18 protein-coding genes are annotated in these 16,092 nt (G+C 50.3%); 9 read left to right on the forward strand and 9 right to left on the reverse strand.

Annotation, left to right across the window (positions count from 1 at the left end; all coding sequences use genetic code 11):
* Window positions 1–26: 26 nt before the first annotated feature.
* The gene (locus tag JYB63_RS06050; protein WP_205657045.1) at window positions 27–1,328 is read left to right on the forward strand and encodes a TolC family outer membrane protein; all 1,302 of its coding nucleotides are present in this window, start codon (window positions 27–29) and stop codon (window positions 1,326–1,328) included.
* A 174-nt stretch (window positions 1,329–1,502) separates the two neighbouring features.
* On the opposite strand, the gene fabV is transcribed toward JYB63_RS06050, so the two are convergent.
* The 4 genes from fabV to JYB63_RS06070 form a co-directional block, all read right to left on the reverse strand.
* The gene (fabV, locus tag JYB63_RS06055) at window positions 1,503–2,696 is read right to left on the reverse strand and encodes an enoyl-ACP reductase FabV (RefSeq protein WP_205656878.1); all 1,194 of its coding nucleotides are present in this window, start codon (window positions 2,694–2,696) and stop codon (window positions 1,503–1,505) included.
* A gap of 322 nt (window positions 2,697–3,018) precedes the next feature.
* Window positions 3,019–3,948 (reverse strand): FAD-binding protein, encoded by a 930-nt coding sequence (locus tag JYB63_RS06060; RefSeq protein ID WP_205656879.1) that lies wholly within the window; start codon window positions 3,946–3,948, stop codon window positions 3,019–3,021.
* A 1-nt stretch (window position 3,949) separates the two neighbouring features.
* On the reverse strand, window positions 3,950–4,699 hold the full coding sequence (locus JYB63_RS06065) for an electron transfer flavoprotein subunit beta/FixA family protein (protein ID WP_205656880.1): 750 nt from the start codon (window positions 4,697–4,699) through the stop codon (window positions 3,950–3,952).
* A gap of 442 nt (window positions 4,700–5,141) precedes the next feature.
* Complete coding sequence (locus JYB63_RS06070; RefSeq protein ID WP_205656881.1) at window positions 5,142–5,402, reverse strand: DUF1127 domain-containing protein; 261 nt, start codon at window positions 5,400–5,402, stop codon at window positions 5,142–5,144.
* A gap of 158 nt (window positions 5,403–5,560) precedes the next feature.
* Here JYB63_RS06070 and JYB63_RS06075 point away from each other — a divergent pair, with 158 nt between their 5' ends.
* Window positions 5,561–6,502, forward strand: a complete 942-nt coding sequence (locus tag JYB63_RS06075; RefSeq protein WP_205656882.1) for a LysR family transcriptional regulator — start codon at window positions 5,561–5,563, stop codon at window positions 6,500–6,502.
* Here the strand turns inward: JYB63_RS06075 and JYB63_RS06080 are convergent.
* Window positions 6,499–8,055, reverse strand: a complete 1,557-nt coding sequence (locus JYB63_RS06080; protein ID WP_205656883.1) for a methyl-accepting chemotaxis protein — start codon at window positions 8,053–8,055, stop codon at window positions 6,499–6,501. The two genes, JYB63_RS06075 and JYB63_RS06080, sit on opposite strands and share 4 nt — an antisense overlap.
* A gap of 622 nt (window positions 8,056–8,677) precedes the next feature.
* Here JYB63_RS06080 and JYB63_RS06085 point away from each other — a divergent pair.
* The 3 genes from JYB63_RS06085 to JYB63_RS06095 are packed head-to-tail and all read left to right on the forward strand — an operon-like array spanning window position 8,678 to window position 11,371.
* Window positions 8,678–9,640, forward strand: a complete 963-nt coding sequence (locus JYB63_RS06085) for an ABC transporter substrate-binding protein (protein WP_205656884.1) — start codon at window positions 8,678–8,680, stop codon at window positions 9,638–9,640.
* 16 nt (window positions 9,641–9,656) lie between these two features.
* Window positions 9,657–10,571, forward strand: coding sequence for an ABC transporter permease (locus tag JYB63_RS06090; protein ID WP_205656885.1), 915 nt, complete (start codon window positions 9,657–9,659; stop codon window positions 10,569–10,571).
* Entirely contained in the window at window positions 10,568–11,371 is an 804-nt protein-coding gene (locus tag JYB63_RS06095; protein ID WP_205656886.1) for an ABC transporter ATP-binding protein, read from the forward strand. The genes JYB63_RS06090 and JYB63_RS06095 overlap by 4 nt, the downstream gene beginning before the upstream one ends.
* 77 nt (window positions 11,372–11,448) lie before the next feature.
* On the opposite strand, the gene JYB63_RS06100 is transcribed toward JYB63_RS06095, so the two are convergent.
* The gene (locus JYB63_RS06100; RefSeq protein ID WP_336510860.1) at window positions 11,449–11,877 is read right to left on the reverse strand and encodes a GNAT family N-acetyltransferase; all 429 of its coding nucleotides are present in this window, start codon (window positions 11,875–11,877) and stop codon (window positions 11,449–11,451) included.
* A gap of 187 nt (window positions 11,878–12,064) precedes the next feature.
* Here JYB63_RS06100 and JYB63_RS06105 point away from each other — a divergent pair, with 187 nt between their 5' ends.
* The gene (locus JYB63_RS06105) at window positions 12,065–12,352 is read left to right on the forward strand and encodes a TfoX/Sxy family DNA transformation protein (RefSeq protein WP_205656888.1); all 288 of its coding nucleotides are present in this window, start codon (window positions 12,065–12,067) and stop codon (window positions 12,350–12,352) included.
* Window positions 12,353–12,551: 199 nt separating this feature from the next.
* Here the strand turns inward: JYB63_RS06105 and JYB63_RS06110 are convergent, their stop codons facing one another.
* Together JYB63_RS06110 and JYB63_RS06115 are read right to left on the reverse strand one after the other, a co-directional pair.
* Window positions 12,552–12,893 carry a hypothetical protein gene (locus tag JYB63_RS06110; protein WP_205656889.1) on the reverse strand — a complete coding sequence of 114 codons (342 nt, stop codon included), beginning with the start codon at window positions 12,891–12,893 and terminating at the stop codon, window positions 12,552–12,554.
* Window positions 12,894–13,044: 151 nt separating this feature from the next.
* Entirely contained in the window at window positions 13,045–13,521 is a 477-nt protein-coding gene (locus JYB63_RS06115; RefSeq protein WP_205656890.1) for a GNAT family N-acetyltransferase, read from the reverse strand.
* Between the two features lie 275 nt (window positions 13,522–13,796).
* Between JYB63_RS06115 and JYB63_RS06120 the strand changes: the two genes are divergently transcribed.
* From JYB63_RS06120 to JYB63_RS06130, 3 genes are all read left to right on the forward strand, one after another.
* Window positions 13,797–14,333: a TetR/AcrR family transcriptional regulator gene (locus JYB63_RS06120; RefSeq protein ID WP_205656891.1), complete on the forward strand. Its 537-nt coding sequence runs from the start codon at window positions 13,797–13,799 to the stop codon at window positions 14,331–14,333.
* 159 nt (window positions 14,334–14,492) lie between these two features.
* Window positions 14,493–14,750, forward strand: coding sequence for a YjhX family toxin (locus JYB63_RS06125; protein WP_205656892.1), 258 nt, complete (start codon window positions 14,493–14,495; stop codon window positions 14,748–14,750).
* A 57-nt stretch (window positions 14,751–14,807) separates the two neighbouring features.
* A complete protein-coding gene (locus JYB63_RS06130; protein WP_205656893.1) occupies window positions 14,808–15,314 on the forward strand; it encodes a GNAT family N-acetyltransferase in 507 nt (168 codons plus the stop codon).
* 173 nt (window positions 15,315–15,487) lie between these two features.
* On the opposite strand, the gene JYB63_RS06135 is transcribed toward JYB63_RS06130, so the two are convergent.
* Window positions 15,488–15,979 carry a hypothetical protein gene (locus JYB63_RS06135; RefSeq protein WP_205656894.1) on the reverse strand — a complete coding sequence of 164 codons (492 nt, stop codon included), beginning with the start codon at window positions 15,977–15,979 and terminating at the stop codon, window positions 15,488–15,490.
* Between the last annotated feature and the right edge of the window lie 113 nt (window positions 15,980–16,092).

Raw genomic sequence — 16,092 nt, forward strand, 5'->3', positions numbered from 1 at the left:
GACAGGAAAGGAAAACGAACGTGAAAATGGTAACTAATCTTTGCCGCCTGACACTGCTGGCAGGCTGTATTCAGGCCGCGACTGTACAAGCTGGCAGCCTGGCAGATATCTACCAGCAAGCTTTACAGCATGATCCGCAGCTGAAAGCCTCTGCATCATCTGCACTGGCCGGTGCTGAAGCGATCCCACAGGCAGAAGCAGGTCTGCGACCGACAATCAGCCTGAGCGCCAACGCCAGCCGTAACGAAACAGAGACCCGCGACTTTAACAACAGCGGCTACACCGTCAGCCTGAGCCAGCCGATCTACGACTCAGCAGCCTGGCACGGAGTAAAACGGGGCGAAGCTCTGAGCCGTACCGCCCAACTGCAATACGATCAGGCTCAGCAGAACCTGATAATCCGCAGCGTGGAAAGCTACCTGAATGTGTTACGGGCCAAAAACACCCTGGAAACTACTCAGGCAGAAGAACGGGCTATCAAGCGCCGCCTTGATCAGGTAAACGCCCAGTTCGACGTCGGCCTGATTCCGGTCACCGATGTTCATGAAGCACAGGCTTCTTACGACAACGCCAAAGTTGCCCGAATTCTCGCGGAAGGTGAACTGGATAACAGCTTTGAAGCCATCGAACGGCTGTCTGGCCAGAGCTACAGTGACGTAGACACACTCAGCGCCAAATACCCGATTGAGAATCTGGAATCGAACGACGCTAACGCATGGCTGAACAAGGCCCGGGACGGCAACCTGTCACTGCAAGTTGCAGACAGCAATGTAGAAGCCAGCCGTCAGCTGATCCGGGTAAACCGCAGTGGCCACAAGCCAACGGTCTCCATCACCGCCAGCCACGATCAGGACAAGGGCAACACCCTTAACGATGACCGTAATGAAACCAATCAGATTGGCCTGACATTCAGTCTGCCACTCTATTCCGGTGGCGGCACCAGCTCCCGCGTCAGAGAAGCGGAATACCGTCTGGATGAAGCACTGCAAAACCGTGAAGACGTTTATCAGGGCATCAAGCTGGATACCCGCAGCCTGCTGCGTGACCTGTCTACCGACGTGCTGAGCGTTGCCGCCCGTAAGCAAAGCATCCGCTCCAGTGAAACCGCCCTGAAAGCCACTGAAGAAGGCTTCAATGTCGGTACCCGTAACGTAGTAGATGTACTGCAGGCAGAGCAGAACCTGTACCGTGCCCAGCGTGACTACGCCGAAGCCCGCTTCAACTACGTACTGAACCTGTTCCGGTTCAAGCAGGTCATCGGCACCCTGAACCCTGAAGATATTCAGGGACTGGATATCTGGATGGTATCCGGCAGCGATCAGGGCTGAACAATCAGCCGGTGAACACAAAAAACGCGCTGACCAGCGCGTTTTTTATTGCCGCCTTTCAGGAATGACAGCAAACACCTTCACCCTCTTTTAAGCCTGCCGTCCTGAATCCCCAACACACAGACACAAAAAAACGCGCCAGAGGGCGCGTTTTTCATAAGTCGTTTATGTGAATCAGATATCGATTACATCAAACTCAACTTCAGGGCTAACGTCTGCTTCGTAATCCACACCGTCAACACCAAAGCCAAACAGCTTCAGGAATTCATCTTTATACAGCTGATAATCAGTCAGATCGAACAGATTTTCAGTGGTTACCTGAGACCACAGTGCCTGACACTTCTGCTGAATGTCATCACGCAGTTCCCAGTCATCCATCCGCATGCGGTTTTCATCATCCATCTGACCGGTAGAGCCGGCGATAGCGGTCTCAAACAGACGGTATACCTGATCCATACAACCCTCGTGAACACCTTCTTCACGCATGATCTTGAAGACCATGGACAGGTACAAAGGCATCACAGGAATCGCAGAACTTGCCTGAGTAACCACAGACTTCAGTACCGCAACGTTAGCACTGCCACCGGTCTTGCCCAGGGTTTCGTTCAGGGCAGCCGCGGCGCGGTCTACGTCTTTCTTCGCCTGACCCAGAGCACCGTCCCAGTAGATCGGCCAGGTAATTTCAGTACCGATATAACTGTAAGCAACGGTCTTACAACCTTCCGCCAGAACACCGGCTTCGTTCAGCTGGTTAATCCACAGTTCCCAGTCTTCGCCGCCCATAACAGTTACGGTGTTAGCGATTTCTTCGTCAGTGGCCGGCTCAACTTCAGCATCGATAATCACGTCTTTGTTGGTATCGATTGCAGTTGAACGGTAAACCTCACCGATTGGCTTCAGGCAGGAGCGAACAACTTCACCGGTTTCCGGCATTTTACGGACCGGAGATGCCAGCGAGTAAACCACCATATCAACCTGACCTAGATCTTCTTTGATCAGCTCAATGGTCTTTTGCTTGGCTTCATTGGAGAACGCATCGCCATTCAGGCTCTTTGCGTACAGACCCGCTTCATGAGCTTTCTTATCGAAAGCAGCCGCGTTGTACCAACCTGCTGTACCGGTTTTACGCTCAGTACCCGGTTTTTCAAAAAATACACCGATGGTAGCTGCACCACAGCCAAACGCTGCGGCAATCCGTGAAGACATGCCGTAGCCACTGGAGGACCCAACAACCAGGACTCGCTTAGGACCGTTTTCGATCGCACCCTTAGCCTTGGTCAGATCGATCTGCTCCTGGATGTTTTGCTCACAACCGGTTGGGTGAGTGGTGGTACAAATAAAACCGCGAATCTTTGGTTTGATAATCATTAGCTATCCACTTTGGTAAGTGCACGCCGGGCGGGCCCCGCCTTCCCGCGGGATGCCCCTAAAACGTACGAAACTTTAAAACAGCGGCTAAAGATACCTGATTTTGCCATTTTAAGGAACCTTTAGCGTGCGATAGCAAGACCCGCTTCTTGCCTGAGCGCGTCATTTCTGTGCACCCACAAGTGACTGATATAAAAGTATATCGCCCTGTTTTACAGCCCCTGCATCTGGCCAGACACGCAATCAGTACACCCCCCGCCCTTTCACAGCCAACAAAAAAGCCGCGCGGTCTCCCGGGCGGCTTTTTTCAGTTCAGCTGTAATTACAGCTTGCTGTCCAGTTCAGGAACAGCTTCAAACAGGTCTGCTACCAGGCCGTAATCGGCAACCTGGAAGATAGGCGCTTCGTCATCTTTGTTGATAGCAACGATGTACTTAGAGTCCTTCATACCTGCCAGGTGCTGAATCGCACCGGAGATACCAACAGCAACGTACAGATCCGGAGCAACGATCTTACCGGTCTGACCAACCTGCATATCGTTAGGTACGAAACCTGCGTCAACCGCCGCACGGGATGCACCAACAGCTGCACCCAGCTTGTCAGCAACAGAATCCAGCATTGCGAAGTTTTCGCCGTTACCCATACCACGACCACCGGAAACGATGATTTTGGCAGAAGTCAGTTCAGGACGGTCGCTCTGAGCAACTTCGTCGCTTACGAAAGAAGACACGCCAGCATCGTGAGCAGCAGAAATCGCTTCAACCGCTGCGCTACCACCTTCAGCAGCAGCTGCTTCGAAAGCAGTACCACGAACAGTGATTACCTTGATAGCGTCCAGAGACTTAACAGTCGCAATCGCGTTACCCGCATAGATAGGACGGCCGAAAGTATCAGCGCTGTCGACACGCAGGATGTCAGAGATCTGGCCTACGTCCAGCAGCGCAGCAGCGCGTGGCAGAACGTTCTTCGCTTCCGGAGTAGAAGTCGCCATGATGTGGGAGTAACCGGCACCTACTTCAGCAACCAGCTTAGCAACGTTTTCAGCCAGCTGATTCGCGTAAGCAGCGTTGTCAGCAACCAGTACTTTAGAAACGCCTGCTACTTTAGCAGCTTCATCAGCTGCTGCCTGACAGCCGCTACCGGCTACCAGTACGTCAATGTCACCACCAACTTGCTGAGCAGCAGTTACCGCGTGCAGGGTAGATGCTTTCAACGTTGAGTTATCGTGTTCTGCAATGATTAAGGTAGCCATATCAGATCACCTTCGCTTCGTTCTTCAGTTTGTCTACCAGCTCGTCAACGCTCGCCACCTTGATACCTGCCTGACGTTCTTCAGGAGTATCGACACGCAGTACTTCAGAGTGCGCCTTGATAGTTACACCCAGCTCTTCCGGCGTAGTTGTATCCATTGGCTTCTTCTTCGCCTTCATGATGTTAGGCAGAGACGCGTAACGTGGTTCGTTCAGACGCAGGTCGGTTGTAACCAGAGCAGGCATTGCCAGCTCAACAGTCTGCAGACCGCCGTCAACTTCACGGGTAACCAGAGCTTTGTCACCTTCGATCTTAACTTCAGATGCGAAAGTACCCTGTGCCATACCTGTCAGTGCACCCAGCATCTGACCAGTCTGGTTGTTATCGCTGTCGATCGCCTGCTTACCCATGATAACCAGACCAGGCTGTTCCTGTTCGATTACTTTAGTCAGCAGCTTAGCAACGTTTAAAGATTCCAGAACTTCATCAGTCTGAACCAGAATGCCACGGTCAGCACCCAGCGCCAGAGCGGTACGGATCTGTTCCTGTGCAGCCTGTGGGCCCAGAGACACAACAACAACTTCACTGGCAACACCTGCTTCTTTCAGGCGAACCGCTTCTTCTACAGCGATTTCACAGAAAGGATTCATCGCCATTTTTACATTGGTTAGATCAACATCAGTGTTATCAGACTTTACACGTACCTTTACGTTGTAATCGATAACCCGCTTGACAGTTACCAGTACTTTCATTCGTACACCGTCCCTATCTTATATTTTGGTTTGTGACCGCTAAAAAAAACAATTACCCCGATTGAGCCAACGACACATTAGGGAATTCACTTATTTTACATAGCGCCTTTTAATAAGCAATCACCTGAAAAGGTAATAAGCAATCGCCCGAAATAAGGCTAATAAAAGAAAGCTCATAAAATCGAGAACTTCTTATAAGACAGAGTACAGCCAATTTCAATAAGAAACCTGACTCAGGTCGCATATAGACCAGATACAGGACGAGTCTGCACCAGAAACGTCATCGCCCCGCGAGCTGTCTGCTGGGGCGAATTTCAGAGATATTTTTTAATGTGCTGCAAAGCGACCGGAAAACGTCCCTCTGAATAACAAAATACCCTGCCGGAAATCCGCCAGGGTATTGCGCAATTGTAAGAAGCCGGAACGGCCCCGGATGACATTTTCAGCGCCAGAAAGGCTTATCTGCTTCCGCCAGCGCATCCGCCCGGCTCAGGCCAACATCCTTAAGCATCGCTGTATCCAGCTGAGCCAGCTGACGGCGGCTGCGCCAGTTATGCAGCCATTGCTTAAGCAGGCAGTGAACACGCTCTTTAAACGACTGAACACCATCGTGCTGCGCCTTCCGGTTAACGACAACCTGTTTCAGGCAATCCGCATTCAAATTAAGTTTTTCTGTCTTATAGCATGGGTTATATACGCTCATCTTCTGCACTCCTCATACAGGCTTGATTTGTACATCACCCCTGTATTTATGTTTTTGTATGGGAGTATTCTTGCCTGTGCAGGCAGCAGCGACAAACGATTAGTTTTTACATATACTTAAGAAAAACTTACCTATAGAACATTCAGGACGTTCTTCTGATGAACAGACTACCGCCCCTCAAAGCCCTGCAGGCATTTCGCCATGCCGGTGAATGTGGCAGCTTTAAAGAAGCCGCTGAGCAACTGCACGTCACTCAGGCGGCCATCAGCCAGCAAATTCGTAGTCTGGAAGAGCATCTTGATGTACGCCTGTTTCAGCGTAAAACCCGGGAAGTAAGCCTGACACCGGAAGGGCAGACACTGCTCAGCCACATCAGTAAAGCATTCCGGCATATCGAAACCGGCGTACTGGAGCTCAGTAAAGATCCCTATCCGGATCAATTAACCCTCAGTGCTCTGCCCTCTTTTGCCGCCCGCTGGCTGGTTCCCCGGCTGGGCTTCTTTCAGCAGCACGCTGAAGATATCAATATCCGCCTGACCCCCAGTCTCGGGCTGGCCAGCTTTGATGATAAATCACTGGACCTGGCCATTCGCTTTGGCACCGGGGATTACCCCGGACTGGAATCACGATTATTACTGGAAGACTACTTGTTGCCGGTTTGCCACCCTTCCCTGTTTGACCCTGAACAGCCCATCAGGCCACAGCTGACCCGCATGCCCATGCTGATTGATCAGGCACCGGATGTGCAGTTCATCAGTGCGGAAGTAGAAGAAGCACTGGGATTTTCCATGGAGAAAAGTAAATCCAAGCTCTACGTTTCAGATGCCAACATGCTGGTTGAAGCCCTGCTCAGTGCACAGGGCCTGGCCATGATGCGGTTCAGCCTGGTATATGAATTACTGCAACGGGGACAACTGATATGCCCCGAAGCAGTGGCCGTAAAATCAGCCTACAGCTTTTTTCTGGTTGCCCCGCCAGCGCATTTTCAGCGGGATAAGATCATCCGCTTTGAGCACTGGCTAAGGGAAGAGCTCCGGGTGATTGAAGCCGGCTGGCTCGCGTTCAGCCAGCAACATGACCTGCAGGATCTTTACGGCTAAACATTCACACACTGCACCACTTCCCGGGCAGTTTCTGCCAGCGCCTGGCTGGACGAGAACGCCCGGCCGGCAGCATCCTGCGCCCCCTGCGAAGAATCACGGATACCGTTCAGGTTTTCCGTCAGCTCCGTCGCCGCAGCACTCTGTTCAACCGCTGCGGCAGCAATCATGCCGCTCATATCCGCAATTTTATGCACCGACTGCAGAATCTGCTCCAGCGACTTTCCAGCCACACCCGCATGCTCAACGCAGCTTTGCGCCTGACTCTGACCTTCAGCCATAGAAGCCGCCACCTGACGGGATTCCGCTGCCAGACGGTCAATCACCGCATCAATGGTCCGGGTAGTTTCCTGAGTTCTCTGGGCCAGGGTTCTGACTTCATCTGCGACAACCGCAAATCCCCGCCCCTGATCACCGGCCCGGGCGGCTTCAATGGCAGCATTCAGTGCCAGCAAATTAGTTTGATCAGCAATGGCTGTAATCTCCCCGGTGGCATCAGCAATATCCAGCGCCGATGCCCGTAAAGACTCTACCTGCGTAACCGCCTGCTCAACCCGTGCCGCCAGATCCATAATGGATGCGACGGTATCATCGACCACCGCCTTACCCTGCTCGACAACCAGATTTGTCTGTGCAGTTTCATCGGATGTCCGGGTCGCGTTGGCGGCTACTTCTTCAATCGCCTGGGACAATTCTTCAATATGAACCGCAACCCGGTCGATTTCCTCCGCCTGCCGTAACATTACTTCACTGACATGCTCGGCAATTTCCAATGAGTCATTACTGTGGGAATGCACCCGCATCGCTGAATAACCAACCCGCTCACCGGCGGAACGGATCCTGGCCTGATGTAATTTATCCGCCAGTTCAATCTGGCTGATCTCATTCACCGAACCTATATACATCTCCTGCAGAACCGGGCTGTTGATTACCGCTTCCGCCCGGGACCGAAGCTCTTTAATGCGCTTCATGACCCGCCAATTCAGCAACAGTGCAAGCCCGCTGGCCAGTACACCGCCGCCAATCAGGGCAATACTGTTCCAGCCGCCCTGCCAGGCAATCAGCAGTGCCAGCCAGGGGAGCAATACGCCCATCAGATTCAACCTGGCGGTCATAGAAAGATCAGACAATTTCAGCCGCCGCCGGCCTCTGGCAACCCGTTCATAGGTCTCCTCAGCCATCCGCTTTTGCTGCTCGGTAGGTTTGCTGCGGACCGACTGGTAACCGATACACTCACCTTCTTCCACAATCGGCGTTACATAGGCGTTTACCCAGTAATAGCTGCCATCTTTACAGCGGTTCTTTACGATTCCCATCCAGGGTTTGCCGGCCTGCAGTTTGCTCCACATATCCGCAAACACCGCCGGCGGCACTTCAGGGTGCCGGATTAAATTGTGAGGCTGGCCAATCAGCTCTTCACGTTCATAACCGCAGATCTCAACAAAGGCATCGTTAACAAAGGTAATGCGACCTTTCTTATCCGTTGTTGATACCAGCGGGGTACCTTCCTGACACAACACTTCCTGATCAATTATGGGCTGGTTATTCCTCATGCGTACTTCCCCTGCACTGCTCTATATCATTTCGCTCCGGAACCTGGACACGGCAACATATATTTTAAATACATGTTAATAAGCCGAATATGTAACCCCTAAGTGACCGATAATTAAACAGACAAACGGCAGAAAAACTGACCCAGATCAGCTTGTACAAAATTTAGACAGCGCTAATATACTATTGAAATTTATAGCCTTTTATTACAAACAAAACACTACCTGCTCACATTATTCTCGGGAAGATATAAACAAGCTCCTCTTCAGCTCTACCCTGCACCGTTCAGCGCTGTACAGAGCACAGGGGCAAACCGACAGGCACTTGAACTGGCGCAGCTTTACACAGCCATTACCTGCTTCAGCAGCCCCGGCAATTATGCACCCGGTTAACCATGATCAAACCCGGTGCTTTAAAAGTCCGTAAAATACACGCCAGACAACCGCTGAGAACAGTTAAAAAAAGGCTAATACAGGCAACTGAAATGCGCGCATTTTTACTTTGAATAGCAATCCGGTTAAGGTAGGCACTTTCTGCGCGAATACGGCTTCTTTCAGCCCCGCCAGACACCTCTTTACAATGCTTTTATATAAGCGCGACCCCGTTAAATTTGGAGTTAACACCATGAAATTCACCACCTTTGCCAAGGCAGCTGCTTTGGCAGCCGGCGTATTCTGCACTGCTGCACAGGCAGCTGATCAGACCTACATCGCGACCACCGCTATTGTTGAACACCCGGCACTGGATTCAGTTCGCGCAGGCATTAAAGACAGCCTGATGGAAAACGGCTACAACGAAGAAAACCTGAAGTTTACCTTTGAAAGCGCACAGGGCAGCCCGGCAACCGCCGCTCAGATCGCCCGTAAGATGGTCGGCTCTGAGCCGGATCTGATTGTTGCCATTGCCACTCCTTCTGCTCAGGCAGCGGTATCTGCCAGCGAAAATATTCCGGTTATCTTCTCAGTGGTTACCGACCCACTGGGTGCCAAGCTGGTAAACAACGTTGAACAGCCTGGCGGTAACGTCACCGGTCTGTCTGACATGCTGCCACTGGCACAGCAACTGGAACTGCTGCAGGAAATCATGCCAAACCTGAAAACCCTGGGTGTACCATACAACCCAGGTGAGCCAAACGCGGTTTCCAGCGTTGAAGCCCTGAAAGTTGTTGCTAAAGAAAAAGGCATCAAGATCATTGAAGCACCGGCACCTAAATCATCTGATGTGGCGCTGGCCAGCCAGAAGCTGATCGGTAAAGCCGATGCGATTTACTGCCCGATCGACAACACCATTATTTCTGCACTGGAAGCGGTGGTTAAAACCGGTATCGACGGCCAGATCCCGGTATTCGCTGCAGACACTGATTCCGTTGCCCGCGGTGCTATCGCTGCTCTGGGTTTCAACTACTACGACCTGGGTAAACAGACCGGTGAACTGGTACTGCGTGTCCTGAACGGCGAAAAAGCCGGCGATATCCCGGTTAAATTTGCTGAAGGTACTAACCTGGCAATCAACCCGAAAATGGCAGCGCGCATGGGCATCGAACTCCCTGCCAGCGTTACCGAACGTGCGACCCAAGTGATCGAGTAAGGAACCTACCCTCACAATGTCTTTATTTTCATTCATGGGTACCCTGGAGATCGGCCTGATATTCGGGCTGGTCGCCATGGGCGTATATCTGACGTTCCGGGTGCTGGACTTCCCGGATCTGACGGTAGACGGCAGTTTTACCCTGGGCGCAGCAGTCACTGCAGCCCTGATTGTTTCCGGTATCAACCCTTATCTGTCTACGCTGGCCGGCTGCTTTGCCGGTGCGGCAGCCGGTGTTGTTACCGCCTGGCTCAACCTGCGGTTTAACATTCTGCACCTGCTGGCCAGTATCCTGACCATGACCGCGCTGTACACCATCAACCTGCGGGTGATGGGTAAGCCAAACCTGGCGCTGATTACCGACCCAACCGTACTGACTCCGTTTGAAGGCCTCGGTCTGGCAAACATGTATATGAAACCTCTGTTTGTAGGCGTCTGTGTGATTACTGTCGGCATTCTGCTGGCGCTGTTCCTGAAAACTCAGTATGGCCTGGCCATGCGGGCTGTCGGTGCAAACAAGCGGATGGCACAGGCCAACGGCATTGTGGTGAAGGAAAAGGTCTACGCAGGCCTTGCTCTGTCTAACGGCCTGGTGGCACTGGCCGGTGCTCTGTTCGCGCAGACCAACGGCTTTGCTGATTCCACCATGGGTATCGGTACCATCGTTGTGGGTCTGGCAGCGGTAATCGTCGGTGAGACTCTGCTCAGCAGCCGTAAAATGCTGATCATTATTTTCAGCTGTATTGTCGGCTCGATCCTTTACCGGCTGGCCATTGGCTTCGCCCTGAATGCTGACTTCCTGGGCTTCAACGCCTCGGACCTGAACCTGATCACCGCACTGCTGGTTGGTCTGGCACTGGTACTGCCTCAGCTGCGTAAAGAATGGAAAGCCAAACAGGCGGCAATTAAAGCCAACGGAGGTGACGCATGATCCGCTGTGAACAACTCCGGGTAACCTTTAACGCCGGCCTGCCCACTGAAAAGAAAGCCCTGCGGGGAATTGACCTGGAAATCCCTCAGGGAGAATTCGTTACGGTTATCGGCTCCAACGGTGCCGGTAAATCCACCCTGCTGAACGCCGTGGCCGGTGACATCCCTGCCAGCGGCGGCAAGATTCTGTTTGGCGATAAAGACGTCACCAGAATCCCGGCAACCGGACGTACCAAAGAAGTTGCCCGGGTATTTCAGGACCCGCTGGCCGGCACCTGTGCCACCATGACGGTGGAAGAAAACATGGCCCTGGCGTATGGCCGTGGCTCACGGGGCAAGCTGTCATTCGCCCTGAACGACAAACTGCGGAAGATCTTCCGGGAACAACTCAGCCGCCTGAATCTGGGGCTGGAAAACCGTCTGGATGCGGAAATGGGCCTGTTATCCGGTGGTCAGCGCCAGTCTGTCAGCCTGCTGATGTCTGCTCTGCAACCAAGCAGCATCCTGTTACTGGATGAACACACCGCAGCGCTTGATCCGAAGACGGCGGCACTGATTATGGACATCAGCGCCCAGATCATCGCTGAAAAGCAACTGACGGTCATGATGGTCACCCACTCCATGCGCCAGGCACTGGATTTCGGCAGCCGTACGCTGATGTTGCACGAAGGTAAGATTGTCTTTGACCTGTCCGGTGAAGACCGCAGCAACTATGAAGTCAGTGACCTGCTGGAACTGTTCGCCAAAGCCCGCGGCGGCGATGAAGCACTGGACGACGATAAACTGCTGCTCGGCAGCTGATCAGCGCTGAATACAGACATCCTGTCATACGCTAAACGCCCCGCTCTGCCGGGGCGTTTTTATTTCAGACGCCTTGTTTAGCTGCCTGATTTATCAAACCTGTAATGATAAAAAACCGGATTATCGTCTGCTGCTGTCTGGCGAATAAAATTCAGTTTTTCCAGTAACCGGGCAGATGCCACATTCGCCGGATCAACACCAGCCACCAGACACTCCCAATTGGTATTTTGCTCAGCAAACCTGACCAGACCATCCAGCATCTCACTGGCAAGCCCTTTGCCCCATTCAGACTGCTTCAACAGATAGCCAATATGAACCGTCTGCGCCTCAGTACCATAGAGAAAAATAAAACCAGTAAGGTCATCGCCGTGCTTATAACTGACCGACAACACCCGCCCTTCAGCCAGAACCTTTTCAAACCATTCAGCGGCTGATTCCGGTGTGTTAATGCCATGAAAATATCCCGGCAGATTTTCCACTACCTCAGGCGACAGCAGGCTAACCACTTGCTTCAAACTAACAGCATCAGCTTTAACATCAGCCCAAAATACTTCATTCACTTGCAGCCGATATGTCTCATATACCGTTGGCATCTCTATCCTCATTACAACCAGAACTATGTACGTAAAGCTTTTAAGCACAGTTTTACAGTATGATGGCAGCCAATCAAACCTGAAGGCACCAACTGCACATATGGACTCCCCCTACCCCAAAGCACCAAAACGTCTTCGCGACCTGAACGGCTTCGGCCCCCGCAGTGAAGAAATACTGGCCGAAGTGGATATTCATACGGTTGAAGACTTCATGGCCACCGACCCCTACGAGCTCTACGCCAGAATCAAACCGATGAAAGGTATGGGGATGAATTCAATCTATGCCATTATCGGTGCCCGGGAAAACCTGCACTGGCTGGATGTGGCCAAAACCCGCAAAACGGAAATTCTGATGCAGTTGGATGATCTGGGGCTGGCACCTAAATAGTCTATGGCTCTGCCAGTAACCACTACCTGGCCATAAATAAGTGATTATTCGGCAAAGCTAACTGACCAGCGGCAGAAGTTATAAAGCACCAGAAACAATAAAACCTGCCGGACGGCAGGCTTTGATTGTTTAATGCCCGGGACTCACGGGCAGATTCCATCTATCGCTTGTCTTACAAACATCGCTGATAAATAAGTAATCAGTCTTTAACCACCTCAACCGGCCCATGATCATCACAGTGACCGTCATGAACATGATGTAACCTGCCATCTACCAGGTAATCAATATGATCGCCGTGGGGAATAGCCTCATGACCGCAACCGGGCCCATGCACGTGTTCACCACAGTTATGAACAGGATGACAACCGTCCGGGTTTCCGGCACTGATTTCGATCGTATGCTCATCGTAATGATCCTGATGCGGATGATGCAAATGCCCGTCATGGAGATAATCAATATGGTCTCCGTGACGAATCGCTGTATGACCACACTTCGGGCCATGCGTATGATCAGGATGAGAAGAAGTATTAGTGCATGCCATGAATCTGTCCTCTGAATATATCAGTCAGATAAGTCTAGTTCAGATTCCAGGATTTATTGCCCGTTTGAGGCCAGGGTATTCTGTGCCCCCCTGCTTCATTCACTGTTATACCCGTAAAGGTACTGACTCTGACCTCCAGACCTGTCAGAAATCATGCGTTAAACCACTTATCTACCGATATGAAATAGGTCGTAAAGCTTCTGCCCAACAGTTCAGTTTTCTGAACTTTATTGGCTTTTCTTTTCAGAGCTCTGTATTCAGGGCGGGTTTCAAGAAGATGAAACATCACTTCCTGATGCCCTAACGTTTTAGCCCAGCCCATCATCGAAGTGAATATTGCTATACCGCATCCCCAAAACCTTTTAGAAATAACAATCGCGATTTCAAAACCGTCTTCGTCCGGCTGAATCCCACACCAACCGGCAAGTGCCCCATCAATGTATACCGCCCGAACCCGGCAGCCCGGAAGAGCATCTGTCCAGATCTTCTCACTCATCCATTCCCGGATGCTGGCAGAGCCGAATAACGGATGGTCAACCAGATGGGTTCTCAGGGACGGTTCATTAACAATGGGCAGCAGATCATCCGGATCTGTCTGGTTGAAACTTACAAACTCAATTTTATTCATGTTTAAGCACATCCATGGCTCAGCGGCACACTCTGATTATCTGTGGATAACCAAAATAGAGCTGAATACAATTTTACTTTGCGCTCAATTATACATACGGCCCCTGCGCGGAAGGTGGTCAAACCGCCGGATTAATTAATTTTTAACATTATCCAGCAGGAAACAGGCAGTGCCTGAAAGCATTTCATTCGCTGTTTGTTGACTTCAGTCCAGGTGCAGCGTTAGCATAGCACTCAGACTGACCGGCCGGTCAGTCAACACCAAGTAAGACACCGATGAATAAACGAGAACTGATTTTAAATACGGCTATTGATCTTTTTACAAAGCATGGCTTTGAGAAAACACCTGTTTCCGCGATCTGCGAAAGCGCCGGTGTTTCAAAAGGTTTAGTTTTTCATCACTTCAAGAACAAGGATGTATTACTGAGAGAGATCTTTCTGCGCACGACAGAAATTATCGGCAATATAGGTAAGCCACATGAAGAAATATCCGATCCGAACAAAAGGCTTACCGCGCTGATTGAGGCCATTTTTATTTCAATGGCTGAACACAGGAAGCTATACCGGTTTAACCTGAACGTGATGTTGCAACCTGCAACACGGGAGATTCTGAGCGACCTTATTGATGATAGAAACGCGATGCTGTTCGAAACAACAGAGGATATTTTTAAGAAAATATCAGAAGACAACAGTACCGTTCTGACACATACATTTGTTGCTGAAATCAATGGTATCGCGCTGAACTACCTATATTTTTATGATGACTTCCCGCTTGAAGACATCAAAAAGCAACTGATTCATAAATACAAATAGCATTAAACACCCATACGAGGGCCCAGCTTTTTTGAGCGTCAATAGCGTTATTCCCACCTAAAAACTGACCGACCAGACGGTCAGCAATCTGCAGATATGTATTTAAGCATCTTGCTTAAGGTATCTGTGTGCACGGTACAAAATCATTGAGGTATTCACGTGAATATATCAAAGCAGGAACAACGCGTTCTCCATATTCTCGCGCTGGGTGGATCGATTCGCTATCTGCGTAAAGAAAGCGGCAAAGTCCATGAAATCACATGCTATACACGGGAAGGTAACATTCTTTCAAACTGTACGATTGATACGTTCCACCGGCTAAAACGAAAGAAACTGATTAACTCCAAAAAAAGCCAGCCCTACCGCATTACAAAGCTTGGGGCACTTTCAGTTCAGTCACAGATGATGCAGCGATAACCATCGCAGCCTGAACGGCTAATCAGATATTCAATACAGATCAGAAGGAACATTATTATGACGACACCTTACCGGATACAGTTTGAAGCATTCGCAGCAGAAGGCGGTGTTTATGATGAAAGACACGCCAGGCTCTATGCAGAGCTGGCCGATGCATTAATTAAAGATGGTAGCTTTTCTATCGTGTACGAGGGAGTAGCACATGCCTGCTATACACCGCTCATTATCGATAAAGCGCCCCACCTGAGATGTTTCGTATTAGCACCTCTTTCAGTCCTCCCTGACTATCAGGGCAAAGGCTACGCCACCAGGCTAATGGAAGAGGCGGAAAAAGAATTGGGGGCCGACGCTATATTCGTGCTGGGCGATCCGAAGCACTATGCCCGCCGGTATAACACCCCTCACAAAATCGCATTGCCGGTAGAAAGTGACGCCCCACTGGAATGCTGGTTTGCACGGGAGCTGACCTCTGGAGCTCTCAGTAAAGCTGGTGAGTCTTCATCAACAATATCCGGCCCGTTCGCTTCTCCTGTCATGTGGCAGGAACCAAGCAAGCAGGTGTAAAACCGGCATACTCTGGCTTCTTTCCTTAGGGAGAAGTCAGAGTCTTTGTTTTCAGAACCCCCTTTTTCTTCTCCTTCTGTAAAGACAAAAAACAAGACCTGACCCCAAACTTTTTGTGTTCGAGCGAATAGGAGCATCTAAAACCGATCCGACTTCTTGTTTTTGTTATGCAATTAAATCGATAATTTGTTAATACGTATATATACCCAAACAATAAAAATAGCTATTAACATACTAGGCAAAGTAAAAACTCCAGCGGTCATAACTAACGGAACTACTACATCTATATAGTAACCTGTTGTACAACCACCAAAACCACCGCAAATTGAAGCCACCCCCCAATGCGTATAGGTCGGAAACGACAGTATGAAGCAAGTAATAGCTAAAACTTTTATTAATTTTGACTTGTTACTTCTTAATACTATTGCCGAAGCATAACTTAGCACTATGAAAAGAACCGAATAAGTAACGTATGATACTATTCTAAGCTCTTTATCCCATTCAAAATATCCACATGAATACGACGTCCCATATGAACAACTATTAGTGATACTAGCGGCAAAGAAACTGACCACGTCATAAGCTAACTGTCGTGTAACAACAATCAATATTAACCAAATCAAAAGTGCTCCCAATACAAGACCCGCATATTTAAGTATTGTCATTGCCTCACCTGTAGTAATATCATTTCATAACAACTTTAATGTTACCCCCTTGCAAGGTTGGAAAGCTTGCAAGCTTTATTCCCTTACGAAGTATATTCACGGGAACTAATCTA

This window comes from Aliamphritea spongicola (assembly GCF_017051665.1).
GTDB classification, from domain to species: Bacteria; Pseudomonadota; Gammaproteobacteria; order Pseudomonadales; family Balneatricaceae; genus Amphritea; species Amphritea spongicola.